The organism is Rubinisphaera italica (genome assembly GCF_007859715.1).
Lineage (GTDB): Bacteria > Planctomycetota > Planctomycetia > Planctomycetales > Planctomycetaceae > Rubinisphaera > Rubinisphaera italica.
This window is the reverse complement of the sequence record NZ_SJPG01000001.1, coordinates 6,532,567-6,558,012: the sequence shown is the minus strand read 5'-3', so window position 1 is coordinate 6,558,012 and position 25,446 is coordinate 6,532,567. Positions and strand designations below refer to the sequence as shown.

The 25,446-nt window shown below is 47.9% G+C and carries 17 protein-coding genes and 1 pseudogene; 8 read left to right on the top strand and 10 right to left on the bottom strand.

Features of this window, described 5'->3' with window-relative positions; all coding sequences use genetic code 11:
• Positions 1–74: 74 nt before the first annotated feature.
• Both Pan54_RS25120 and Pan54_RS25115 read right to left on the bottom strand, forming a co-directional pair.
• Positions 75–416: a hypothetical protein gene (locus Pan54_RS25120; protein ID WP_146506177.1), complete on the bottom strand. Its 342-nt coding sequence runs from the start codon at positions 414–416 to the stop codon at positions 75–77.
• Between the two features lie 483 nt (positions 417–899).
• Positions 900–1,229, bottom strand: a complete 330-nt coding sequence (locus Pan54_RS25115; RefSeq protein ID WP_146506176.1) for a hypothetical protein — start codon at positions 1,227–1,229, stop codon at positions 900–902.
• Between the two features lie 364 nt (positions 1,230–1,593).
• Between Pan54_RS25115 and Pan54_RS25110 the strand changes: the two genes are divergently transcribed.
• The 3 genes from Pan54_RS25110 (at position 1,594) to ribA (ending at position 4,589) form a co-directional block, all read left to right on the top strand.
• The gene (locus Pan54_RS25110; RefSeq protein WP_146506175.1) at positions 1,594–2,454 is read left to right on the top strand and encodes a radical SAM protein; all 861 of its coding nucleotides are present in this window, start codon (positions 1,594–1,596) and stop codon (positions 2,452–2,454) included.
• Positions 2,455–2,472: 18 nt separating this feature from the next.
• Positions 2,473–3,063, top strand: coding sequence for an RNA polymerase sigma factor (locus Pan54_RS25105; RefSeq protein WP_146506174.1), 591 nt, complete (start codon positions 2,473–2,475; stop codon positions 3,061–3,063).
• A gap of 272 nt (positions 3,064–3,335) precedes the next feature.
• On the top strand, positions 3,336–4,589 hold the full coding sequence (gene ribA / locus Pan54_RS25100) for a GTP cyclohydrolase II (RefSeq protein ID WP_146506173.1): 1,254 nt from the start codon (positions 3,336–3,338) through the stop codon (positions 4,587–4,589).
• A gap of 550 nt (positions 4,590–5,139) precedes the next feature.
• Here the strand turns inward: ribA and Pan54_RS25095 are convergent.
• The 4 genes from Pan54_RS25095 to Pan54_RS25080 form a co-directional block, all read right to left on the bottom strand.
• Positions 5,140–11,310 (bottom strand): hypothetical protein, encoded by a 6,171-nt coding sequence (locus Pan54_RS25095; protein ID WP_146506172.1) that lies wholly within the window; start codon positions 11,308–11,310, stop codon positions 5,140–5,142.
• Between the two features lie 51 nt (positions 11,311–11,361).
• Entirely contained in the window at positions 11,362–14,796 is a 3,435-nt protein-coding gene (locus tag Pan54_RS25090; RefSeq protein WP_146506171.1) for a hypothetical protein, read from the bottom strand.
• 299 nt (positions 14,797–15,095) lie between these two features.
• Positions 15,096–15,893: an inositol monophosphatase family protein gene (locus tag Pan54_RS25085; protein ID WP_242631426.1), complete on the bottom strand. Its 798-nt coding sequence runs from the start codon at positions 15,891–15,893 to the stop codon at positions 15,096–15,098.
• A gap of 407 nt (positions 15,894–16,300) precedes the next feature.
• Positions 16,301–17,689, bottom strand: a complete 1,389-nt coding sequence (locus Pan54_RS25080) for an RtcB family protein (protein ID WP_146506170.1) — start codon at positions 17,687–17,689, stop codon at positions 16,301–16,303.
• 461 nt (positions 17,690–18,150) lie between these two features.
• Here Pan54_RS25080 and Pan54_RS25075 point away from each other — a divergent pair, with 461 nt between their 5' ends.
• From Pan54_RS25075 to Pan54_RS25060, 4 genes are all read left to right on the top strand, one after another.
• Positions 18,151–18,627, top strand: coding sequence for a 6-pyruvoyl trahydropterin synthase family protein (locus Pan54_RS25075; protein WP_242631425.1), 477 nt, complete (start codon positions 18,151–18,153; stop codon positions 18,625–18,627).
• A gap of 229 nt (positions 18,628–18,856) precedes the next feature.
• The gene (gene ccsA / locus Pan54_RS25070) at positions 18,857–19,705 is read left to right on the top strand and encodes a cytochrome c biogenesis protein CcsA (RefSeq protein ID WP_146506168.1); all 849 of its coding nucleotides are present in this window, start codon (positions 18,857–18,859) and stop codon (positions 19,703–19,705) included.
• A gap of 40 nt (positions 19,706–19,745) precedes the next feature.
• Positions 19,746–21,029 carry a glutamyl-tRNA reductase gene (hemA, locus tag Pan54_RS25065; protein ID WP_146506167.1) on the top strand — a complete coding sequence of 428 codons (1,284 nt, stop codon included), beginning with the start codon at positions 19,746–19,748 and terminating at the stop codon, positions 21,027–21,029.
• A gap of 77 nt (positions 21,030–21,106) precedes the next feature.
• A complete protein-coding gene (locus tag Pan54_RS25060) occupies positions 21,107–21,886 on the top strand; it encodes an RluA family pseudouridine synthase (protein ID WP_146506166.1) in 780 nt (259 codons plus the stop codon).
• A gap of 123 nt (positions 21,887–22,009) precedes the next feature.
• On the opposite strand, the pseudogene msrB reads toward Pan54_RS25060, so the two are convergent.
• A pseudogene (gene msrB, locus Pan54_RS25055) lies at positions 22,010–22,459 on the bottom strand (peptide-methionine (R)-S-oxide reductase MsrB); the annotation flags it as partial.
• A gap of 461 nt (positions 22,460–22,920) precedes the next feature.
• On the opposite strand from msrB, the gene Pan54_RS25050 reads away from it, so the two are divergent.
• The gene (locus Pan54_RS25050; protein ID WP_146506164.1) at positions 22,921–23,871 is read left to right on the top strand and encodes a DUF1559 domain-containing protein; all 951 of its coding nucleotides are present in this window, start codon (positions 22,921–22,923) and stop codon (positions 23,869–23,871) included.
• A gap of 34 nt (positions 23,872–23,905) precedes the next feature.
• Here the strand turns inward: Pan54_RS25050 and Pan54_RS25045 are convergent, their stop codons facing one another.
• The 3 genes from Pan54_RS25045 to Pan54_RS25035 all read right to left on the bottom strand — a co-directional run bounded on the left by Pan54_RS25045 (position 23,906) and on the right by Pan54_RS25035 (position 25,395).
• On the bottom strand, positions 23,906–24,169 hold the full coding sequence (locus tag Pan54_RS25045; protein ID WP_146506163.1) for a hypothetical protein: 264 nt from the start codon (positions 24,167–24,169) through the stop codon (positions 23,906–23,908).
• A 274-nt stretch (positions 24,170–24,443) separates the two neighbouring features.
• Complete coding sequence (locus Pan54_RS25040) at positions 24,444–24,623, bottom strand: hypothetical protein (protein WP_146506162.1); 180 nt, start codon at positions 24,621–24,623, stop codon at positions 24,444–24,446.
• A 217-nt stretch (positions 24,624–24,840) separates the two neighbouring features.
• On the bottom strand, positions 24,841–25,395 hold the full coding sequence (locus tag Pan54_RS25035; RefSeq protein ID WP_146506161.1) for an RNA polymerase sigma factor: 555 nt from the start codon (positions 25,393–25,395) through the stop codon (positions 24,841–24,843).
• Between the last annotated feature and the right edge of the window lie 51 nt (positions 25,396–25,446).

Sequence of the window (25,446 nt, the reverse complement as noted above, 5' to 3'; positions counted from 1 at the left end):
TCCGAAACGAAGAAAGGCCACGGAAAAATCCGTGGCCTTTCAGTTTAACAAATCATCCCGAAGCGGGAATCCTTTTATCGTCGTTTCGGACCTTCGTTCACAGGAACATCGCAAGCAATGTCGCACTGATCGTTGTCGCAGTCGTCAACGGTATCGTTGAATGCTGACCCACGAGTGTAGGCAGCGACACCATTTCCACCACCGCCACCGAAGCTCTTCTCTTTTGAGAATCCGGTGTAGAGGTACGACTGATTCAAACTACCGATGGCATCGCCAACATCGTTCAGTTCAGCGACAACGGCGTGCTGAATTGAGCTTAAGCCGACGATCAAACCGATGACCAGAATCGTGGCAATGAGCACCAGTTCTGCAGAGACGATGAAACCCGCCTCATCATTGAGTAATGCTTTTAGCATTTCAGGGGACCTTTTCTTTTTTAACATTAATTACAAAGAGAGATGTTTTGGATTTCGTCAACTGGCCAAAGTTGCTGCTTTATCCGGCCATGGGTTCTCAAATTTTCAGGCTCGATCAATTGAGAAAAGTTCCATGAGTTCAGACTAAAAACAGTGAAATCCAAGCAAAGTCGAACGGCCAAGAACGACTTCAAACCTGAACTGCAGAGTGCAACAGTAAAGAATGGAGGCTCATTTCCATCAGTCACTGCAATGACCCGCATTCGATCAAAACAAGTCGCAGAATAGCAACCAGCCTTTGAATCGCCTGTTAGTTTACCAGAGAACCAACCAGGTACAATATGCTTAATCATCAAAATTATCATTAATAGAAAATTGGGAAGAATGGGCATTTTGATGAACCCATGTTCCAAATTCAAAAAGCCGCATGAACAAAGGCTCACACGGCTTAGCATTTTTAGTCTTAGCAAGTAGCTGTTGACCCTAATTCGATTTAGGGCCTTCGCTGACTGGTGCATCGCAGGAGATGTCGCACTGATCATTGTCGCAATCATCAACGGAGTCTACGAATGAAGATCCGCGTGTGTAAGCAGCGAGTCCACCGCTGAAGCTTTTCTGCTTCGAGAATCCGGTGAAGCAATACGACTGGTTTAAGCTTCCGATGGCATCGCCAACATCATTCAATTCTGCAACAACGGCATGCTGAATTGAGCTCAATCCGACGATCAGTCCGATGACGAGAATCGTTGCAATGAGGACGAGTTCTGCAGAGACGATGAAACCAGATTCATCATTCATTAATGCTTTAAACATAACAGGGCACCTTAAATTTTTTAATTTTTCGTTCAGTAATTGGAATCAGGATGGAAGAACCCCAAATCTCATCGTGAATGAGAGGGGTGTCACAGGGAAAATCGCTTTCATTGGGAAACCATGTGATCAGTCCGGTTTCCGATAGACTCCGCGGAGGAATTCAGCAATGATGAAAGGAAATCTTTTCCTGGCATGAATTGCTGCCTGAATGCACCAGGGCTGTTGCCAAAACGCAACATTTCCCCAGTGTGCCTTCAACATGAAAGACCGTACGAGCAGTCACAATGATCTTTTTCCGATTCTCGTTTGAGCAGAGAATCACATGTGAGTTCGTACCGATTTTAGGGATTGTAGAACCTGGCGCATGTCGATAACGATTTCGCAAACCACTGTGAAGCAGATCTTGACTCGCTGCTCAGGCTATTTGACAGAAATCTCGACACATTCTCTCCAGCCATACCGCGGTTGCAGTTTTGGGAACTCGCTTTGTGGAGTCGGCTGCTATGTGCAACACAATCCTTTTGTCACCAGAGGTCGTGACTGGGGGAGTTTTCTGGAAGTCCGGACCAATGCCGCGGAGATCTATCTGAAAACCGCTCAAAGGGAACAAAGCTGGGCTCATCGGAGCCAACGTGCGTTCTCGATCTTCTGTTCCAGCTCAACGGATCCTTTTGTCCCTCAGGAAAAGCGATTCGGCATCACAAAATCATTACTTGAAGCAATGCTCGTCTTTCCGCCCGATCAGCTCATCCTGCAAACCCATTCCACTGGGATTCTGAACGTATTGGAGCAGATTAAACGACTCAAGCAGGTGATCGACCTGAGAGTCCATGTTTCGATTGAATCCGACTACGACCGTCTGCAGGGTTTGCCCCCGCCTGCCGCAAGTGTCTTCAATCGACTGGAAACCTGCAAAATTCTCAAACATATGGGGATACCCGTAACTGTCACAGTCGCCCCTTTACTACCCATCGAACATCCCCAACAATTCTTTATGGCGATCGAAACCGCTGCCGATGGAGTGATCATCGATCATTTTATCGGGGGTGATGGCAGTCGAAACGGAAATCGTACGCGGAAAACTGCGCTCTACAAGGCCATGTGGGAAGTCAATCCAAATTCAGTTACAATCGAGTATCGAAAGCAGATCATTGAAATTGCTCGACAAATTATGCCCGGTCGCGTCGGCGTTGGTTCATCGGGATTTGCCGGTCACAGACAATGATCCTCATCAAGATTTCCTATGAATACGTCAGCCGATCAAAATCTGATCTCCTCGATTCGCAAAGGCGAGGAATCTGTCTGGAAACATGTGATCGAAACGTACGAAGGACGTTTGCAGGCATTCGCTTACAGTCGACTCAACAATAAAGCGATGGCAGAAGATATCGTTCAGGAAACATTCATCGGTTTCTTAACCAGTCTGCCAAATTACGATGATAAACGAACCTCTCTCGAATCGTTTCTATTTCGAATCGCCGCCTATAAAATTACCGATGCTCTCCGAAAACAGGGGCGACGCCCTTCGATGGCAATGGATGACGATCCGACAATTCCCGGACGCAGCCGAAAAGCTTCCAGCATGGCTCGCAGCCGAGAGGGAGCAGATCGGCAAAAAAAACATTTGCTGGAGACGTTGTCAGAAACAATCCGTCAATGGAGGGACGAGTCTGATTATGAACGAATCAAATGCTGTGAACTTCTGTTTGTCCGAGGCTTACCCAATAAAAAAGTGTCCGAGAAACTGAATCTCACCGAACAGCAGGTCGCGAACCACAAGCAGGCCTTATTACACAAGCTGAAAGACCATTCGATTACGGATCGTTCGGATTAAATTTGTTGTAGAGCTCTCATTCTCGAATATCAACCTCCCGATGGTGAATGCTTTGGGATGTCTTGAGTTCGCGTTTTGTGAACAGTTTCCGGCATGCAAAAGGCTACTGTCTGAAAATGGTTCCCTTTTTGCCGCACGCAAGTGTACAGTATATCCATAGGGTTATTCCGTCTAAGATAATCACTGAGATTGCCACAGTGAACCTTTCGTTTGGAAACAAGCTCTACATTTCATATCGCTCCGCAAAATTGAATAGACTTCTGAAAGCTTCCATGATTTCCTCACCTGATGAAAATTTGGATCACGACATCGAATTCGACAGTATCGAATCGGCTCTGACTGCGATTAAAGCAGGCAAGATGGTGATTGTTGTCGATGCCAGTGATCGGGAAAACGAGGGCGATTTTATCTGTGCAGCCGAGACGATCACGCCTCAGATGGTCAACTTCATGTTGCGGCAGGGAGGCGGAGTTTTGTGTGTGCCCGTCATTGATGAAACGGCTCAGCGTTTGCAACTTGGTTTTGCGGCTGCCAGTCAACCCAACAACACACCGCATCACACGAACTTTCTGATCCAGGTCGATCATGTCGATTCAGGAACTGGCGTGAGTGCGGAAAACCGGGCTCGGACGATACGCGAACTGGCCAATCCGCTTTCGCATCATGATGACTTCCTGAAACCTGGGCACATCTCTCCGCTACTGGCAAAAGAAGGTGGCGTTCTTCGTCGAGCCGGTCACACCGAAGCGACGATCGACTTAATGAGACTGGCTGGTATGCGTCCTGTTGGTGCATTGATCGAAATTCTCAGCCCGACTGGTTCGGGCATGGCGACCATCGAAGAGCTTAAAACGATGTCGGTCGAATTCGAGATGCCGATGATTTCGATTTCGGGGTTGATTCATTATCGCCGTCAACGAGAACAACTGATTCGACGGGTTGTGGAAGTGCCCATCAAAACCAGAGACTTCGGCACACCAACCTTTATCGGATACAAAGTCGAACATGAGGATCAGGAACCTCTGGCTATGGTCTGGGGCGATTTGCAGTCGGTCGAGGCTCCGCTGATTCGTATGCACTCTTCCTGCTTTACGGGTGATATCCTCGGTTCACTTCGCTGCGATTGTGGCGATCAGCTGCACATGGCTATGGAGATGATCCAGCAGGAAGGAGCAGGCGCAGTGGTCTACCTGCCGCAGGAAGGCCGAGGCATTGGATTGACCGCTAAGTTGCAAGCCTATCAATTACAGGACGAGGGTTACGATACCTATGAAGCGAATGTGAAACTCGGTTACAAACCAGACCTTCGCGATTTCATGGTCGGCTTGCAGATCCTCAAAGATCTCGGTCTGACGCAAATACGATTGCTCACGAACAATCCTAAGAAAACCGAAGCCTTCGAAAAATGGGTTGACCTGAAAGTCATCGAACAGCTCCCCATCATTGCTCCTCACGACGAAAATCGTGAACGATATCTGGCAACCAAACGAGACAAAATGGGACATGTGTTGCCTCATAAAACGTGAGTATGACGAAAACCGTTTGCGTATGAGAGAACTCTCAGTTGCTCCGGATCGCTCTGTAATCGGGATATTCGGGATGGCACGTCCCAGAACGAAGTGATGGGCGTGGGAATCGCCCACGACCACGCCCTTCGCTTTGCTCAGGGGCATGTGACCCGATGATTATTCTTTTTTCAATCGTTGGCCAACTGTCCAATAGTCGCACACGGGCATTTCTACCGCGTTTCAAATGAAAACTGGAGAAATTCCACAGTTTTAAAGTCACTGGTTATCACCAGATAAATTCTGGAAAGTAATCAAACCCAGGTGGTGGGGGCGCACTCGAAGAGAAGGCCCCGAATCGTTAACTTCCGGGGGCTTCCGCTGAAGCGGAGCGCCCCCGCCACCCCGGAGGTCCTGAAACATGCAGAGCAGGCACTTGTGACTGCTATTGAGATCTTTTCAATCCGTATTTTGAGTTGGAACAATCGCGTCGGGGAAAGTTGCAAAGCACGACATCGGAGTGCGAACATTTGTTGGACACCCACGATACGCCCAGGCAGGGTACTCGTCATCAGGTGGAAGCCGTCGTCAGCAATACGAGCATGAGACCGATCATCATCAGGCTGATTACAAACAGGTGGCGTCTGCGAAAGAGAGGGTGTTCTGTTGCGTGATAACAGACCAGACCAATTCCCCAGATACAGGTCAACAGGGTGAGTCCCCAGCGGTCTATTGCTTTCGGATTAGGAGCAGTCACATGTGGAATTGAGTTGGAAGCCGATCCAGACATGCTAACGGACCGATACATGGCCAGCGATTGAGATGTCCAACTGCTCTCCGCAATTGAGAACCAACCCTGATAAAGTGGAGTCTCGACCTGACTCAGAGATAATTGAACCTCTTCCTGAAATTCGGCAGGTATCTTTACAGTAAGACTTTGGCCTTCCTCAATTTGTTCTTGAGTCTCGGAAGTGAGCAATTTCAAATCATCATAATTCGAGCTGATTTGCCTGCCCATCAATTCCAGAATTTGAGTATTGTCCAACCAGGTTTTGACTAAGCGATCCGGCGGGCTTTGTGTAGTATTTCGATCAATAATTCGCCAGCTGGTTTTCGTTGCTGAGGCAGGGGTTGGCAAATCGATTCGATATTCTGTGTATGCTGAGGAAGGCTTTACAGACTTCCAGTGGATCAACAGGTTCGCAGCTTTGATCTGGCCCAAAGTCTCGATTTGCAGAGAAGTAGAGTTTTGCTGGACGATGACTCCGTCTGAGGGAAATATCGCGAGGATTTCACAATCGGCTGGAATCTGAATCGTCGAATGAAACGCCACTTTTTCAGATGTCTCTGCAGGCCAGACAATCAGTGTTTCCCCATTCCAGAGATTACCCTCCTGGAAAATAGTATGATCCAGCATTGGAGAGATTAATTCCAAGCGATTTTCTGATTGCTCGCCGCTCTTACTTCCTGAAGACGGAGCCTGTCTCTCTAACTGTTCGGGATTCTCCTTTCGAAGACTATCGCGATCAGAGAGACCGTCCGACTCCTGAGAAACGACGGTCTCAATTTTATGCAATTGGTAGGCGGGCAAGTCTCGGAAGGATTGCTTGTCCGTCCACTGCAGAGTGAGTGGTTTCGAACTCATGAGTTCAGAATTCTGCTCTCCTGATCGAGACAGAGACCATTGGGTTCTGGATATCGAATTGATGATGCGTGCAGATTCCTTCAGGGATGTAGCCGTCAGGATTCTCGGTGGCGATGTACTGATATCATTGGCTTTGAGACTACGTCGCTTCTTCCAATTCACTTTCAGAGAAAAACTTTCGTTAATCGGTTGCTCAAACAGGAACTGGAACTGGTTTCCATTATTGATAAGACGCACACCGTTGCTCTGGCCGTCTGAGACCAGTGTGACAGACTCTGCACTCCAGTTGGAATCATAATGGCATAGTAACGACCAGAGTGGTCCCCCTGAAGTTATTCCCTGGTAAGTGGCGTTTAAGAGAATCTCCTTCTGCTCGACCTGATAGACAAAATCCGCCTGCAGTTTCAACTGAGCAGGCATTGGCTGCAGGCCAATACGAATCGACTTGGCATTCTGTACGCGAAAGCATTGTGCAGACGGTTGAACAGCAGACGTTTCATTCCACAGACTTTGAAAGGATTCCTGAGTCAAACGGCTCGCTTTGGCATCGACGAACTGGCATGTTAAACCATATCCAGGCACCAGAGTTTGCACAGCAAGTTGAGTTGGGCATGAGGAACCGTTATCGACGATCTGAGGGAGTTTCAGGAGTGGCTCCCGATTAATGACTGGAACCGTTGCCAGAAATCGAATGACACAAGTGGCTTTACCGGGGATCGTCTGAGAGACTTCCATGTTCACGAGTTGACCTTCAGATTCATCTCCCATTTTTTTGACGGCAACTTGTTTCGCACCGACAATATCCTGAATGAATAGATTTGCTGGCAGCTCTATCTGAAACTCCCGACTATTGTTTTCAATGACGTTATAACCCAGTTGCCATGTCAATTCGATTTGCTGGGGATCTAGTTCCAGCAAGGTGTTTATCTCGGTCACATTGAGTGGATTCACTTTGGAAACAACGCCGCTGGCAGAAATGTTTTCGACTTCGAGAGTGAGCTGATCTGTGGATCCCAGTTTGACAGTCACATCTCCCTGATCACCTGGAGTTGTCGTATCAAACGAAACTGGATTCGAGATCTGATTCGGTAAACTCAACCTTTCTAAGAGACTTTGGGGATAACTCAACGTTGAGAATCCGGAATGCGGAATATTCATTGTCAGACGGGTTAATCCCGTGAGACGGGTTTGCTCAGGCAGGACATCGACACTGATGCGATAGCGACGAAAAGGGGAGCTTTGTCGCCCAAATGAGCCTGAAATAAATGGGTTCTCCGGTTGACGAATTTCTGTGGCTGGCAATTTGTTGGCAATTAACGGTATCTCCAAGCCCTGGTTACCTGGCAGTGGTGTCATGTTGACCGTCTGGTCGTTCACCTCGGCCCGAAGAGCGGATATCCGTGAAATTCCGGAAACGGGCAGGACAAAGCGAGACAGTGGGTTTATCCCTTTTTCGAGCAAATCGAATTCGCAGTGAATAACATATTCTCCCTGACTATCCAGTCGCAACGAATAATTGGCTGCATGAAATAGAATGTCATTCTGACCCTGTTTGGTCGTCAACTGCGTCCGTAATTTTTCCGCATAGTGATTTCGCACATAAACCACAGCAGGCAATTCATCGAACGTTAAGCCGGTGAACTCGGTTCTCAGTATTGATTGAGGGATCGGAATCAACACATCTTCGACAGCATTCTCTTGACGATCGGGGATGGGGCTCTGAGGAGATGTAGGATCGTTCTGGCTACGAGCGTGGTTGACCAGGCTCAGAAAAATCAGGATCGTCAGGAGCGAGCGTCCCAGCAACAAAGCTCGCAAAGGATGTACGGTTTCCGTACTGTTTTCCGAGGAATTTTCTGTCAATACCCCTAGCCTCCAGCGTTCCAATGTCGGAGCGAGTTGGGCAATGATCAGCAGCGCGGAAATGATGGGGTAAATATTTTCAATCTCATTCCAGCCGGGAATGATACTGACCAGAAATGTCAGTAACCCTGCACTGATCAACATCCATCGAGTCGAAATGCAGTGGTAGGCATATAAGAGATAAAACAGAATCAATGACATCAGGAACGACCAGAGTATCCATTTCCAGGAAATCGTCTCACGCTCACGAGGTAATCGAATAATCTCACTGTCAGGGATGAGAATTTCGGACTCATAGATTTGATGAGTCCCCTGCGCGACGAAATTCTGCATCCTTGTTTTCAATGGACTCGAAATGAATACGGTCGAATTGATATTGGCAAATTTCCAGTAAGGATACTCAGTTGTCACTTTGAGATTGATGTTCTTTGCTTCGCAGACAATCAATTGGATGCGGTCAGGTACGATCAATGCCTCAGGCAAAACGATCGAGCCGTTTTCATTGCAGGAATAGTGTAAGGACACTTTTTGTAACTGATCGGTTATTTCCGGCAAGCGATATGTCGAGACTCTTTTATTGATTTCAATACTTGTGTCGTTCAGCAGAACGGATTTCAAATAAATCGGTTGGGGAAAATTCAAATCAATCGAATGAATGTTTTTTCTGTTCTCAAAATTCAGACACTGCAATTCACATTCCATTGCCTCCCCATTTATTCCAGTAGGCAAGCAGAACAGCGTTGCCGTCCATGATGAATTGTCCATGGAAGTGGGGTTTGTATTATCAGTGGCAATCGTCTGAAGTCGATGAACGATCAATTCGGGTAACGTCTCGGATGATGTATAGCTTAGCTCGGAGACGACGACAGCCTTTTGTTGAATACCATTGCCGGAAAGTGATCTCAATTCACAGTATTCGGTGGCCTGGTTCAATATTTGTGCAAGATATGGCGTGTTGTTCAACAACTGTGGAATGGTGAAAGGTTCATCGACTTGCTGCGAAATTGGAACAACCGCTTCGAAACTCAACCCGGAATGAGAGGGTTCTGGTTCCCACAAGAGTGTCCAGCTGGAGTTGGTTGTCGTTGAAGGATTGCTATAGAGTTCGACGCTTTGCAGGAAAGGGTTCGCATTCGAACCTTTTCTGGAAATCGAGCGCTTCCATGAAACTTCCGAAGATTGTCCCGGCAAAATCCAATTGAGAGAGTTCATCGACTGGGCGACAAGCGGAGGAATTGAAATTCGATGTTGGGCAAAGAGCTTCCCCTGATCTTCAAAGATCACTGTTTGCAATTCACATTGATTTTGTGTCGATGGCAATTCAGCAACGACCATCGGAGGAAGTTCTTCGTTATGTCTTCTTTGAACAAAGAAGCGATTGATAACGGAGACATCCTCGATTCGAGCATTTTCACTCCAGGCATTTGACTCCATACCTGCGGTCCTTTTCTTGAGCAGGCTATAAATTGGGCCTTCAATGGCTTCCTTAACTTCACTTAAAGGAGGAATTGTCCGGGTGATTGAAATCGATCGAGATGAAATCAGAGTTTTATCAATTTGACCATTGACGGGCGTCAATATTGGGAACGAAATCTGCTGTTGCCGATTCAGTGGTGTCCTCGGTTTCAGAGAGATCCGCACGAGGATCGGTTTGCGGAGGGGAATCTGATTGGCCAGATCGATACTCAGGTAACTCTTTCCATTTCGTCGTTCGGTCGTCCAGTTCAGTTGTAAGTCTTCACCAATTTCATTCAGCGCCCGAATTTCGGTGACCAGATAATTGTTCGTCAACAAAAAGACCGCTTGATAAAATCCGGCATCTGTTGGGGACCAGAGCATATCGTGATAAATGACAAGTTGCTCATTGCCATCGCGGCAATGAATAATTTGATCGATTTTCAGTTCCGCATAAGGAATGATGGCTTGCAGTTTGATCTCAGGCGATTTTTCGATCACATCATAAGACCACAAATCGCGTGTGCCATCTGTGAACCGGGCACTCTTTTGCATCAGCCCTGATGTACTCAACGATTTCACCTGATAGGGGGCTTCAATTGTGATATTGACTTCACCTTCCAGGCTCATCTCATTCGTAATTTGGGGTAGCAAAGTGGTCAGACGACCGTCAGAGGTCAAATCGATTTTGCCTCGGATACGTAACGTAGCCGCTTTGGAAGTTTCGCCTGGCAATAAGTTGAGTCGATAGGACCGACCATTTTTGGAGGGAGACTCAACCGTGACCAGTCTGCGTGAGACATCTTCCAGATTGAGAGCAACGGATTGAATTCGAAACTCCTGTGGGATCCATAACAGGCAGCTTCGTTCTGGTTCCTGGCTGGCGGTCAACTGAAAATCACTCGTGAACGCTGCGCCAGAAGCAGAGATATTAATCAGTTGAACAGAGCGATTGATTTGATGAAGTGGTGCGTTTCGTGCAGGAACAGGTTGAACGATTAACTTGAGTTGTTCTTCTTCCAGTCCCAGTACAGTCCAGGTTCGATATCCGTTACTCGGCTTAGAGGCATATGTGACAACCTCACTAATGGACTCGACCGTTACCAAAAGATCTTCAGGGACCTTCAATTTGAAAGTGGATTGAGACGCCGCCATAAACTGAAGTTGAAATTCAACTGCCTGACCATTCCTTTGTCCGGGTCGTGTCCAGGTTCCAGTCAGTCGTTTTGTGTTGCCATCAGCAAAAATCACAAATCGATCTTTTGCATCAATCCCCCAGCGTTCCGACGGGCTCGACTCAATCGCATTGGACCACGCCATCGATTCGATGATCAGATTCGGTTTGCCGAATCGAATCCAGCCTGCCAATTCCTCATCGGCTGCCAACTCCAGGTCCATTGAACCTTCGGTCAAAACCCCTTCCGTGTAAGTCGCCTGATAAGTCGCCTGTTTGACGCGACCATCTCGAGACTGCAGCATTCTGGGCACACTCTGAGTTTGAGCCTGGATCAGTCGAGCGGTGGAAATCGGCTGCCAATCTCCAGCAGGCCATGATTCCGGTTGGTTTTCCGGAACATACACACGACGAATCGGCAGAGCATTTTCGGACTGTGCTTGAACAGTTCCTGAAATAAATACCAGAAAGCCAATCAGCAGAATGATAAAATGAGAATTTATCAGACAGGCCGTTCGACCATTGTCAGGAATTTGATCGCTGATGTTCTGCAGACAATTCATCGGCTTGATTGGGTATTGTTCAAAAAAGAAAATATTATTCACTATGAGAATTTCGCGTTCTCATTTCCGATGAGAGGATCGCGGATGTGATGATCACCTATGTGATGATCCGAGAACTTCCTTTCGCGGCGGTGGCTGTAAACGTGTGATTTCGTCGGGATTGACTCCATGAGCATCCATTTGAATCGCTCCATCACTGATGCCACGATCGTCCTGATGTGGGCCGACAATAATGAGCGTTGGCTCGTCGTGGCGGTAACGCATGTAATAGGCTCCCCAGAGCGCAATCCCAATGGCAAGAATGCCAATGAGCAATGGCTGTAATAAGACCGCCAGTTCCTGTGGAAAAATAACAGCCACTGTACTGAAAACAACGACCAACCCCAGTGTGCAACGTATCTGATAAGACCGGGGACGACCAAGAATGAGGATCGCAATCAGCAGGGGAAGCCCACAGCCGAGGGTCATCAATAGGCCTCGCCCTACGACTCGAAAAGCAATCGTTTTCGGCCACTGATAGCTGGTGAATCGATAAAAGCCTGCTTCCTGAATGGCAGCGGCCGGAATTCCACTGGTCATCGAATTGTGAGTAAGTGGAACACGGCGAAAACCGAACCCCAGCCAACGCCATCCATAATTCACTATGAGATTTTCAGGAGGCTGAAATAAATAAACTCCAGCAGGAAATTTGAGATCCCAGCTCATTAATCCAATGCGTTGATCGAGAGAATGACCAGGCAGACTCAATGTTTGGGATAATATCGAAGCCAAACCCGTTGACTCGAAATGTTGAACAATGATGACAAGTTTGCCCGGTTGTCCCACAGCATAATCGGGAAGTAATAAGCGGGCCTGATCGCCATCGATCACTGGTTCCAGAAATGAAGTATCTCGCTGTCCATCCAGATTCCAGTAAGCAGATACCACTGCAATGGAAGGTTGTAATTCCAGCGTAAAACTGGCGGGTGTTCTCGCGATTTGCAGATTCATGACACTGAGCGTGGTTCCATCAGCTGCAATTCGAGTTTCGACCTTCGCATCCACAAAGCCCACATCAGTTCCTTGTCGACTTCGAGAGAGATCAATTTCTACTGACTCTTCAGCGTTTTTTTCGACACTCGCATAAAGAGTTGCTCGTGGCCCAGTTTCTTCCAACTGCCAATAGTCATTAGTGGGGGTGATCGCATAGGGAGTTTGATTTAACAATTCTCGTCTTAAGCGATCACAGGGAGTCGCATTGATTTCTGGAATACGGCAGATTCGACGCGAAAGCAGTTCACGATCGTCAAGAGGGCACGTGATTTGAGCACGAATTTTCATTTCTCCCAATACTGGCTTGAGAGGCCGGTAGACGTACTCCAGAATACGACCTGAGTTGGAAGCAGCAGTCTCAGTTGAACCAGGAGAAGCCTCTCGATTCCGTGAGGTCAGATTTAATTTCTTATTAGTGGCATCACGAAATTCCGGTATCAGAGCCGTCTCGCCTTGAGGCACCTTCATCTGAAATCGAAATTCTTCAGCGGGGATATTCTCGACCAGAAATTCAAAAAGATAATCGATCGTTAACACTTGGCTGCCGGTATCGATCTGAGTCAGAATTATCGATTCCTGGCAGACGGAAAGTTGGTGAACTTTTTCAAATCGAATCGAACGCGTCTCTTCAGATTCCTGCAAGGCAAACCAGTGTGCATTCTGTAAACGTGTTCCAGCATTCCGAAAAAACAACTGAGACTTAGCCAGTTCGGCTCCCCGCTCTTTTTCCAGTTCTCTAAAACCATTCATCGCCAGCAAGGCCGCATATTGCGGGACTGTGGTGGCAATCCGCAAAATCTGATCCTGATATTCTGCATTCGCAGTGGCTGCAAAAACCGGCAACGGTAAATTTAAGTGTTCATCATTTTCCAGATATTCTTCCACAGGCCGATCGAGCTTTCTGCGAGCCAGAAAACGGATTTTTTGAGGTGTTTCCCATCCAGGAGTCGAAATCACCAGTTGATCAGATTTTTCAAATGTTACATCCAGAGGGATATCTCCGGATGTGACCGTCGATAACTCCCAGCCTTCAGTATCGAAATCTTTCCAGATCACACTAAGAGTTTCCACGACACCATTTTTAGGAATGACAACAAACTCTCCGGACAAATCGATTTGATCGCGACCGACCAGGACATCGAAATAACTTTCAGAAGCAAACGTTGTTTCTGAACGCTGTGCGGACATCACCAGTTGGATCGGTTGGTTGTAAAATCGAAACCCCTGATTCGCATCGGTCACAAATGTGATTTCTCGCACATCTGTCGTGATGATATTATCGGATTGTGGGACGAGCTGAGTCATCCGCCAATCGCTCGAACGACGAATCGCAATCTTCCCAGTTTCTTTTCGAGCCTGAACGACTTTGAACCCATCAATCACCAACTGACTTTCAAATCGCCGAATGGGGGCACTCAGTTTCCAGTTGATGATTGCGCTACTTTGCACTGGCGGTGAAAAGTTGAGAGTAATCGAAGAGGGATCAGCTGCATCAAATACATATTTCATGGTCCGATCAGAAGTTACGTTTTCGAGCTGGAACCCGGAGGGCAATTTGATTTGCAGCGAACTGATGGCCCCCTGCTCCACAGTGACTGTCTGCCGGGCATTGATCGAAGTCGACTCTCCCTGCCTTAAAACATCCACCAGACTCTCGACATCAAAAATCGGTTGAACACTCATGTCGATTGAGGAGTCCGACCATGTCAAATCGATTTTTTGCTGAAATCCGGCGATCCGAACTAAAGTCCCTTGTTCATTTTGCTGGCGTTCCCAAAATCCTTTGCTGTTCAATTCCACAGCTGGATTCTGGAGATCGAGTTGCAATTCCAATTCGGTTCTCGAAGCGGATGGTAATGTCAGCAAAAGCTGGTTTTCAGAGCCTGTCCTGAGAATTGGGACCAGCATCTGCACTTCCAACTGAAACAGTTCCTGATCCCGATACCAGAGAAGCCACTGGCCACTGTCAACATCTCGGGCAATCATCAACCGGTTTCGTTGAGGGACTTCCGCATCCGAACCCTGCTCAGTGAATCCAGTGAGAACTGCTTCTCCCATCATCAACGGCAGAGAATTCCACTCGCTGGATTGTTCGACTGAAAATTCAAATTGAAATTTCATCGCGGCCCAGGATTTCCCCGATGCATCTTCACTTAATGATCCGGTTGCTGTCAGATTTCTTAAAATCCAGATCTGTTCCGTTTTCCGCTCCGCTTCCTGACGATCCAACCACTCCAGGTACTGCTCAATTGTGACGTTCAAAGGGACAGCAATCAGTCGACCCTCACTGTCGGGTAGCGAAATAATATCCTGCGGAACGCGCACGGTGGACGGTAACGGCAATGGAGTTGGTGCAACTTGAACCGGGGGTGTGTTCGGTGATGGACTGACCGGTGTTGCCGGAGAAGTTTCTGAGGGGGGCTGTCCATTTTCGACTTGACCAAAACTGGGAAGCACCAGACAGATTGTCAGCAGTAACGCAATTTGCGAGATCATTCGCCCCTTGCGCTGAACTTGACTGAATATCTGACTTGCTGAAATCATGGATAAACCAGTAATTTTTCGATACAGAATCCTGAAATGAATTCTCGTTCAGGATTCAAATGAACAATCTGAAATCATCTAAACCTGGAGAGATACAGATTTCCACTCAGGCGAGACGTTCAATAAATTGAACCTGGGTGACTTTACGGCTGTGTAATTCTACCTCATACCTAAGTGAGAAAATACATTCTCTCAGGATTCCACAGAATTTTATCATAAAGGTCTTTTGATCTACATCGTGTCACACAAACTTATTGTGGCGTCGTGTTCAGCAGCGGCAACAATTCAGACTGCAGTTGAGACGACGAAGTAGCCAGGATCACTCCTTGATGGACATCCAAAGCAGAGGCATCTAACCCATTGGCCAGTCCCCCTGCTTCTCGAACAATGACCACACCCGCTGCAATATCCCAGGGATAAAGTGTTGTCGACCAGAAGGCATCGAGATTTCCACTAGCCAGATAGGCTAGATTGAGAGCCGCAGAGCCGAGACGTTGAATAGTCTGAGCATGAGGTAAGACGTTCACAAACCGCTTGAACGCGGGATGTTCCGGGTCACCAGCGACCGGAAGACTCGCCACACACATCGCCTGCGCCAGAGATTGGGTTCCACTCACGACAAGCGACTCTCCATTCCGCGTGGCTCCACAACCTTCAACAGCAGAATAGAGTTCGTCCCGAGTTGGATCATAAATCACGCCCAGAATCAGACGTCCCTGATATTCCAGTCCGATTGAGACGCAATAATAGGGAAATCCGTGGACATAATTGCCAGTCCCATCCAGGGGATCAATAATCCACTGATACTCGGAGTTACTGTCCTGTTTTGAAAGACCTTCTTCTCCCAGTAAACGATGATCGGGAAAGGCATTTTGCAGGATTTCAACGATTGTATTCTGCGAATCCAGGTCCGCATCGGTCACAAGATTCGATCGGCTTTTTTCGGAGACGGAAAACCGGCTTCGCCAACGTAGCAGCACCCCACCCGCCTCACGAGCGGCTGATTCAGCTGTCGTTTTCATCAATTGCCAACTATCCGTGTCAGCCATAATTCTTCCTTCCCTGATCTCATTTTGCAGGTTGGGTTAACGGGACGCGTTACCCAACATTTCAACATTCAGTTTCTTTTAAAGTAAATTCCATACTTGTAGAGTTACGCTTCGCTAACCCTACCTACTCACTTCCAGGGACATCTTAGTCAATTGCTCTCCCCAAGGCACCTTATCAGAGTCGGTCTCAAGAAAAACAGGAAATCGAAGTTTATTCACAATCGTGACAAAATTGCATGGACTCTGATAAGAAAAAATAATCGCGGATTCATAAACTCAATCAATAAAATATCCCCCTGAAAATGTGCAAAATACACAAATCCAAGGGGGTTTCATTTCTGAGCCAATCATTTCAATAAGCTCATTATCACATCCGTGCTTAACAGTGTCCATCCGTGGTTCAAAATTCAATCCTCCGCGCGACTCCCATCTCCACACATTTTGACGATTTTAGGATCAAAACGACCGACCGTTTCCACAAGATCCTGCTGTTCCTGCATCACGCTTTCAATATCCTTATAAACGCCGGGAACTTCGTCGGATCCTGCAGAAATGATGTGAACTCCTTTCTTAAGCAAATCATTTCGAACTGCTTTAAAATTATACATACTTTTCGCCTTCGTTCGAGACATCCGTCGGCCAGCTCCGTGAGAAGCTGAGTCAAGACTTTCAGCATTTCCTTTACCACGGACAATGAACGCCGGAGATGCCATCGAGCCAGGAATCACACCCAGCACACCTGCTCCTGCAGGTGTCGCTCCTTTCCGATGCACGATCACTTCTTTGCCGCCATGAGTTTCCTTCCAAGCGAAATTATGATGATTCTCGACACCGGAAATTATCCGCGCTCCCAGCAACTTCGCGACATTCTTATGAATAACCGCATGATTGGCAGCCGCGTATTCTCCCATCAGATTCATCGCTTCCCAGTATTCCTGCCCTTCTGCTGAATCCATTTCCAGCCAGGCAAGCCGTCCGAATTCTTTCATCGACTGCGGAAGTTTCCGCTGAGCGATACTCGAATACACATTGCAAACCGACGCACCGGTCCCGCGTGAACCGCTATGACTCAACAGAGCAACGTACTGTCCCGCATCCAGATTCAACTCTTCATCCCGTACGTCCAATGTCACGATTCCGTATTCGACAAAGTGATTTCCTGAACCCGAAGTTCCGAGTTGATTGCGGGCTTTATCCTTATTTTCACGGGTAACTCGCGTCACGGTCCAGTCCCGATCAAGCACATCATGATCGTGAGGCGTGTCCCACTTGGAACCAACACCAAATCGAGTCCCGTTTTCGAGAGAATTTCGATAATGCTCAGAATTCTTATCGAGAGACGCAACGGGCATATCAAGAATCGACAACTTCATTCGGCAGGCGATATCGACACCGACCGCATAAGGGACAACTTTCCCTTCCATCGCCAACACTCCGCCGATCGGCAAACCGTAACCAACATGCGCATCAGGCATCAAAGCGGCTCCGTATGCGCCGGGCAATCCACAAGCCTGCTGCATCTGCACATGACTGGCTGGATCGATTTCGGTTCCCCACGTTCGATAAGAAATCGGATCGGGAACGAAATGATTGGTGTCATCCGTCAATGCCAGGGCCAGTTCTCCAAAGACTTCATCTTCCGTAAAATCTTCTGGAGCTTCCAGAAAATCTTTGAAGGCTTGCTTAAGCGGAGTTCCCCGCAATCCGCGCAACGAAACGGCTTTCTGCACAGCCTGAATCGCTTCACGAAGGGCGTAATCTGGGATGCCTATTTTCTCTAATTGTCGCTTATTCATCGCTACTCTCTCGAAAACGCTTATTGATACTTTCGCATTCAGAGGTTTCTCGGCACAATTGGTTCGGGCGAAAGTGTCTCTGTGATCAGTAATCCTGGAAATGACTGAGTCTGAAACCTGGTAAAGATAAACGGTTTATGATTCGTTCAGCCATGTTATAATAAAATTAAGCCGTAGGTTAGGCTGTGCCTGACTTAAGAACGGATCACATTAAACGACAAGTCCCCTCTCCCTCGGGGAGAGGGTTAGGGTGAGGGTATTCGAGGTGGTATTTATTAGAAGGTCGATGAGATCCCCTCATCCGGCCTTCGGCTCCCTTCTCCCCAGGAGAAGAAAAGTATGCCGCTCCCCAAGGAGAAGAGAAGAAAACCGCTCCCCCAAGCGAAGTGAAGAAAACATACAAGACAGATTCTCAAAGAATTGTCACGTCGAAACGAGGTGTATTAATGAGTTTAACAATCATGAAACGCATTCGATTTTGTGCCGGGCATCGCCTGTTCGGTCATGAAGGCAAATGTGCGTTTTTTCATGGACACAATTATATAGCAGACATTTACGTCAAGGGTGAGGAAACCGATGAAGTCGGTCGTCTGGTCGATTTCGCTCATTTGAAAAAAGCCTTTAAAGGCTGGATCGATGAGAATTGGGATCACGCCTTCCTGCTCAATGTCACCGACGAAAACGGGATCGATGCCATCAAGCGGGTCGAGCCGAGCAAATATTTTATTATGCCCTACAATCCGACCGCTGAGAATATTGCGAAGTATCTTTTAGAAAACGTTGCGGTCGAATTGATGGAGAATCAGCCTCACAGCGTCTCCAAAGTAGTCATCTGGGAAACGGAAGATTCCTTCGCAGAAGCCAGTGTTGAACAATCCTCTGAGTTTATGGAAAGTTATCCGGAAGTCTCGGCATTTGTGAAATCGTATCATGGATAATAAGGCGAGCCGAGTCAGTCATGACTCGGGTTTTCTCATGATCCTTGTACATGGAAAGTCAAAATAGCAGATAATAAGGGTGGCTGGGGTCGTAGCGAAGCGAAGCTCCCAGAACAATAATAATCTGTGGGCTCACTACGTTCGACCCCAGCCACCCACCTGTTTTTATTCCCAGTGAAGAACTTGGCAACAAAGTTAACCTCAATCCACCCCTTACGAATGCTCACGCATGTATCAGGTCCATCTGTTTTGTTTCCTGGCCAGTTATTCGGCAGCATTCGTGCTGGAATTGAGTCGACTGTGGCAGTCAAAAAAATGGCTGCACTGGATGTCAATCGTCGCCACCATTGCCGGGTTGACCGCTCAAACCTGGTATTTAGTCGCCCGTTCTGCGGAATCACAATTGCCACCATTGCTGGCTTCGTATCATGACTGGCTGCTGGTTTCCGCCTGGTTGTTGATCACCGGTTATCTGCTGTATGTCATCCTCAATCTGAAGAAAGCCGGTTCCGAATCTCTGGGTTTATTTATCCTGCCGGTCGCATTACTGATGGTGATTGGCTCCAGTCAATTGACGACTCATGTGAAATCGTTTGCCGAAGGACAACAAGTTGTTCGAATGTTGCATGCGAGTTCACTGTCTATCGGTATTGTTGGCGTATTGATCGGGTTTCTCATCAGCCTGATGTATCTGATCCAGCATCGACGGCTCAAGAAAAAGCATACCCTGCATCGCGGTTTCACTCTCCCTCCATTATCCTCCCTAGCCAAGTACAATCGCTGGATGGTCATGCTCTCCATGCCGATGCTGACTATTGGTCTGATCACCGGATTTGTGCTGATTGCCAACTCTGACAAAGCAGAGAATGCATTTTCCTGGCAGGATCCAATCGTAATCGGATTCACTGTGATCTGGCTAGCAATGGTTGTCCTGTTCGGCTGGTTGTTGAAGTCGCATTCTCATTCCGGACGTGAAATTGCCCTGTTGAATGCCTGGGCCTTCGGCTTTTTGATTGTGACTTTGCTCGGCTTACAGTTTATCGTCATGTTGACCGGAATTCCGACTCAGCACGGCTAACGAAATCAATTCCTTCCTCTTAATAGACAATGTCAAATCAGTGAATTTACGGGTTGTTTACTGCAATCATGAAACGGCTGGACTGGAGATTCGCGAGCGGCTCGCATTTTCCAGCGAGGAACGTTTGCGTCTGGCCTATGTGAACCTTCGGGCCCGATTTCCTCAAACAGAAATCGTGATCGTCTCCACCTGTAATCGTGTCGAACTTTATTTCGGGGCGGAAGATCGCGGTCAACTGCCCGAACAGGAATCAATTGCACGATTCCTCTCAGAATTCCACGAAGTCCCGCTCGATGATTTCATCAATGAGTTAAGGACCGATACAGAAATTTCAGCCGTCCGACATCTGTTTCTCGTAGCGAGCAGTCTCGACAGTATGGTGCTGGGTGAAGCCCAGATCGTCAATCAGATCAAGCAGTCTTATCAGCGGGCAGCTGATTACGATGCCGTCGGACCGATTACGCATCATCTGTTTCAAGCGGCTATGAAATTCGCTTCGCAAGTCCGCACTGAAACCAAATTGTCTGAAGGGCGCATTTCGATTGCCTCGGTCGCCGTCGGCGAATTCGGCAAAAGTATCTTCGAACGATTCAGCGATAAAACCGTCCTTGTCCTCGGTGCTGGTGAGATGGCTGAAGAAACGCTTCGCTATCTCAAGGAAGAAGGTGTCGAGAAAATTGTGATAGCAAATCGAAGTCTCCAGCGCGGCGAAGATCTGGCCGGCAGATGGGGAGGCACTGCAATTCCGTTCGCGGAATGGGAATCGCGATTATCGGAATTTGATGTGATCGTCAGTGCGACCGGAGCGACCGAGCCGATTATCAACAAACAACGCTTTGCAGAACTGCGTTCGCAACCCGATTGCCAGCAGACGCTCTTCATTCTCGATTTAGGGGCTCCCCGGGATTTTGCTCCGGAAATTGCCCGGACGGACGACAACGTCTTTCTGTACGACATCAGCGACCTTGAACAAACCTGTCAGCAGAATCGCAAAGCCCGGGCACGTGAAGTCAAAAAAGCGGAGCTGATGCTCGATGAAGCCACCAATCAGTTCATGCACGCCTTTTACCATCGTGCAACGGGGCCGGTCGTCCAGCAACTTCGAGAAACCTGGCACGCGATCGGCAAGGAAGAACTCGACCGGCTCTATAAAAAGATGGAGCATGTCTCCGAAGACGATAAACAGCAAATCGAGCAGACCATCAGCCGGATTGTGAATAAACTCCTGCATCCTCCCCTCGAAAACATCAAACATCACTCCCGCGAAGGGACGCCCCACACTCTCCTCGAAACGGTCAAGCAACTTTTCGGTTTGAGCGATTGACCATCAGTAGGGTCAGTTGTGCGGCCCCGATAAACGACTTATTCCCCTGGACCCATATCCCTAGACCCTAGACCAAAATGTCCAAACGATCCCGCAGACGAGATCCTGATGCTGAAAATACGGTTGCCGAGTTTCCTTCACGTGAGGAAATTGCTGATCTGCAAATCCTGTGTGAAGACGCACCCCTCATTGCGGTTTCCAAACCCGCAGGCTTACTGAGTCAGGGAGCACCCCGCGGCGTGTTCTGTCTGCCCGATTACGTGAAAGCGTATTTGAAATATCAATACGACAAGCCGGGCAATGTCTATCTGGGTGTCATCCATCGAATTGATCGTCCGGTGACTGGGGTCGTCCTCTTTTCCCGCAACTCCAAAGGAGCGGCTCGGCTCTCCGAACAGTTTCGGGAACGGCAGGTGAAGAAAACTTACCTCGCGTTGCTGGAATCGCCACCTCCTGAAGAAGAAGGTAAGCTGGTCGACTTGATCCGCAAAATTCCCGATCAGGCACGAGCAGTGATTGAACCGACCGAAAGCAACGGAGCCAAGCGAGCCGAGTTATCCTATCGAGTTCTCGGCACCCATCAGAAATACACATTGGTTGAGGTAACGCCGCTCACGGGACGCATGCACCAGATTCGCCTGCAGTTCGCCTCCCGAGGCTGTCCAATCGTCGGTGATCAACTTTATGGAGCCACCCGAGAAATCGACCTGCGCCCACTGACTTCTGATTACACAACTCAAATCGCCCTGCACGCCTGGAAACTCGAGTTCCAGCATCCCGTCCGGTACGACACGCAGGTCATCACTGCACCGCTTCCATCTGAATGGCCAGGGTTTGCCCGGGAATTTTTAAATTGAATAAGAAGTTATAGGTCAGGCAGTGTCTGAACTACAGCCTGATTTTATGGAAACGTAATGGGTGGCACGTCCCAGAACGAAGTTCTGGGCGTGGAGGGGAGAGTTAAATCTCTCGTCCAATAACTATTCTTTAGTCTCTTCCACCAAAGGCAAATACTCGCCATATCCCTGAGCTTCCATCTCTTCTTTGGGGATGAATCGCATCGCGGCTGAATTCATGCAATAGCGTTTTCCGCCTCGATCAGCCGGGCCATCATCAAAAACATGTCCCAAATGAGAATCACCGATTTTTGACCGGACTTCCGTTCGGTTGTACCACAAGCCACGGTCAACTTTCAGTTCGATGAACTGCGGATCAATCGGTTTTACAAACGAAGGCCAACCCGTGCCCGATTTGTATTTGTCTGTTGAAGTAAACAGAGGTTCTCCCGAAACGATATCGACATAAATCCCTGCTTTTTTATTGTCCCAGTATGCGTTCTGAAAAGAGGACTCGGTTCCTTCTTCCTGAGTCACATTGTACTGCAGACTATCGAGCTTTTTCTTCAGCTCTTCTTTGGAAGGCTTTTTGAAATTGTGCCAGGGTTCGTCTCCACTAGTCTCTATGGAATGACTGTTTGTTGTCGATTCCTCAGCAGGGAGTGATTGAGATTCACTGGCAACCGTATTGCCCGGGACCGTCGTCACATTTTGCTGACACCCCATCAAACCCAAAGTCATGATCAGGGAAAGTGCTGAAAAATTACTAACTCTTGTTCGATGCATCATCATCTCGCTTTCCAGGTTTATTCAAGACTCGCCCCACAGTTTCGTTTTCTTTCAGGTTCGAGTTCTGTATTTCATTTTACAGTTCGAGATTGTTTTGAACAGAGACCGATTTTCGATCTGTTCCCCGAACAGATTCACAGTTTTGTGAATTTATGGAGTGTACCTGTAGATCATTGCTTTCCATTTCGTTACTGAACAAAGGGAGACATGCCCCGATCGAGAACAATAAATTTTCCAATCGCCACAAATTCAAAATAGGAATCGAAATGTCCAATCAGAGAAGTCATAAAAAGATTCCATCTGGCTTTACCCTTATTGAATTACTCGTCGTGATTACCATTATTTCGATTTTGATTGCCCTTCTGCTCCCAGCGGTTCAGCAGGCACGGGAAGCGTCTCGGCGGGCGAGTTGTCGGAATAATCTGCATCAAATCGCCATCGGAATGCACAATTATCACGATAGCTTCGGATCATTCCCCAGCGGCTTCGTGCTCAGTTCAAGAGGGTATGACAATAGCCTGCCTCCCGCGATGATTCCTTCCGACGATTCCAACGACATGGCTGAGTCACTCCAGTGCGATGTCAATATTCCCGGTCTGGCGGAATTGATCCACGAATGGGCCTGCATGGGCAAAGGCTGGGGCTGGCATGCATTGCTGCTGCGTCAGATGGATCAATTGACTGTCAATGTCGACTTTGAATCCGCTCGTTTTTCTGCGAATAATATTGCCGCAGGGAATGTGACTATCAAGCCCTACATCTGCCCCAGTTCAGCTGTTCCCGAGTCTTGCCTGCCTCAAAAAATGACACAATATCGCGGTAATATGGGATACTGGCCGGAATCGACCGATCCGAACGCTCGACCACTCAACAATGGCCTGTTCTATGGAAACAGTGCCGTGAAGTTTAAAGATGTAACTGATGGGACCAGTTCGACAATCATGCTCGGTGAAACGCAGTTGGGATTATGGCCGGATGGCTACAGTTGCTGTGCTCGCGCCCGTGATGACAAACCCAATTTCGATACGATGTGGCGCGGCGATCAACTTCAAGCTATTCCCGCAGTTATGCTCAGCTTTGGCAGCTGGCACGGCGACGCCATCCACTTCGCCATGGCTGACGGCTCTACCCAAAGCGTCAGCAAATTGATTGATACTGAGGTTTATCGTTCACTCTGCACAAGAAACGGCAGAGAGCGGATTGATTACAGCTTTTAAAGGACTGAAATCCAGATGAATTGAGTCGTATTAATCACCCGAGCTTGAGATCTTCAAAAAGTCGCGTGTCTGGATAAATGTGTTCGTAATCCATCCCACTGGTTTCTGAAAATGTGCGACGAACTTTCAGAGCAACTTCCGGCGGGACATTATCGCCACATCGTCGCACAAATTCCTCATCGGAGAGCGGGGGATGCTTATCGAGATATTCTTTTTTGACAATACGATCTCTGTAGGATTCCACTGCAGCGAGAATCGTAACGAAAATAATAACTCCTGAAATTATCCACCAAGACATTTTCGAATTCCTGCTAACTTAAGATATGAGTTGCATTCAATCTACTTACTTTTCCGTTTCATTTTCTACCAATTGTTTAGTCCAGATTCCATCCTGGTCGACTCCATCGATTCCTTTGGAATAGAGATGGTAGTTTTCACCTTCGACGAGATACACAAAGGGTTCACAAAAGATGGACAGTACGGGTTCGCGAGCCAGGTCTTTGTAAAGTTCATTAAGTGACTTGGGGAGTTCGGAGTGCTTCTATTAAAGTCAGTAGTATCAATCATCCCAACTAGAGATCTCGAAACAGTCGAGTCTCAGGATAAATGTTATCTTTATCCATTCCACTGATATCTGACATCATATAACGAACCTTCAGAGCAACTTCCGGAGAAATATTCTCTCCACATCGTTGCACGAATTCCTCATCCGAAAGCGCACGATGCTTTTCAATATATTCTCTTGTTGCCATTTGATCCCTGTGGACTAACCTTACAAAGTGGACCATAAAGAGAGCAATAGTTAACAATAATCCACCACATATTAAAAGCCAAAGCATGGTCAGACCCCTTATCGTTTTATGATAAAGCCATCTCTCAGCGAGTATGCATCATAAAAAAACTCCGACAGGTTTGCACCTGCCGGAGTCTCACTCAGCGATTAAGGTTTATTAAAATTCACCGTCCGCACTACGCCGGTTGCATGTCGGCGAGTTGTTCTCGCAGACGATGTCGGGCGGTGTGCAGACGTCGTTTGATGGTTCCGACCGGGCTGGCGAAATGATCGCTCATTTCCTGCAGCGACTGGCCGTGGAAGTAGAACGCGACCAAAGTATCGCGATCCATCTCCCGCAACTTTTCAATCCCGGCTCGCAACTGAGTTGCCCGTTCGCTGGTCACAACTTCTTCCCAGGGTTCAGAACCTCGGGATTCGGTCACGGCTGCGAACACTTCAGGCGACTGAGCCGATTCGGGTGGTCGTCGCAAGGCGTGATTGATTGACAATCGAACCGCAATTCGATGCAACCATCCCACGAAACGCAACGGCTCCCGCAACTGCTCCAACTTTCGTAAAGCTCGCAGGAATACTTCCTGAGTCACCTCGGCTGCTTCGGTAGTGTTTCGCAAACGCTTCATCACAACAGCGAATACAGACGATTCGAATTCGGACATCAACTCGCCGAACGCGTCGCGGCTACCAGACTGAGCCTCAGCGACCAACTGGATTAATCGATTTTCTTCCATGGCTCCTTGCCTTTCCTGACAAGTGATTGCCTGATCCCCGGAAAGCACACA

What these genes read in the sequence shown, in the direction of transcription:
- Pan54_RS25040 (WP_146506162.1), bottom strand. Translation starts at nt 24,623, where the DNA reads ATGGCAACAAGAGAATATATTGAAAAGCATCGTGCGCTTTCGGATGAG.
- Pan54_RS25080 (WP_146506170.1), bottom strand. Translation starts at nt 17,689, where the DNA reads ATGAATAAGCGACAATTAGAGAAAATAGGCATCCCAGATTACGCCCTT.
- Pan54_RS25110 (WP_146506175.1), top strand. Translation starts at nt 1,594, where the DNA reads ATGTCGATAACGATTTCGCAAACCACTGTGAAGCAGATCTTGACTCGC.
- Pan54_RS25050 (WP_146506164.1), top strand. Translation starts at nt 22,921, where the DNA reads ATGTCCAATCAGAGAAGTCATAAAAAGATTCCATCTGGCTTTACCCTT.
- Pan54_RS25075 (WP_242631425.1), top strand. Translation starts at nt 18,151, where the DNA reads ATGAAACGCATTCGATTTTGTGCCGGGCATCGCCTGTTCGGTCATGAA.
- ribA (WP_146506173.1), top strand. Translation starts at nt 3,336, where the DNA reads ATGATTTCCTCACCTGATGAAAATTTGGATCACGACATCGAATTCGAC.
- Pan54_RS25045 (WP_146506163.1), bottom strand. Translation starts at nt 24,169, where the DNA reads ATGTCTTGGTGGATAATTTCAGGAGTTATTATTTTCGTTACGATTCTC.
- Pan54_RS25120 (WP_146506177.1), bottom strand. Translation starts at nt 416, where the DNA reads ATGCTAAAAGCATTACTCAATGATGAGGCGGGTTTCATCGTCTCTGCA.
- Pan54_RS25035 (WP_146506161.1), bottom strand. Translation starts at nt 25,395, where the DNA reads ATGGAAGAAAATCGATTAATCCAGTTGGTCGCTGAGGCTCAGTCTGGT.
- ccsA (WP_146506168.1), top strand. Translation starts at nt 18,857, where the DNA reads ATGTATCAGGTCCATCTGTTTTGTTTCCTGGCCAGTTATTCGGCAGCA.
- Pan54_RS25090 (WP_146506171.1), bottom strand. Translation starts at nt 14,796, where the DNA reads ATGATCTCGCAAATTGCGTTACTGCTGACAATCTGTCTGGTGCTTCCC.
- Pan54_RS25105 (WP_146506174.1), top strand. Translation starts at nt 2,473, where the DNA reads ATGAATACGTCAGCCGATCAAAATCTGATCTCCTCGATTCGCAAAGGC.
- Pan54_RS25085 (WP_242631426.1), bottom strand. Translation starts at nt 15,893, where the DNA reads ATGGCTGACACGGATAGTTGGCAATTGATGAAAACGACAGCTGAATCA.
- Pan54_RS25060 (WP_146506166.1), top strand. Translation starts at nt 21,107, where the DNA reads ATGTCCAAACGATCCCGCAGACGAGATCCTGATGCTGAAAATACGGTT.
- Pan54_RS25115 (WP_146506176.1), bottom strand. Translation starts at nt 1,229, where the DNA reads ATGTTTAAAGCATTAATGAATGATGAATCTGGTTTCATCGTCTCTGCA.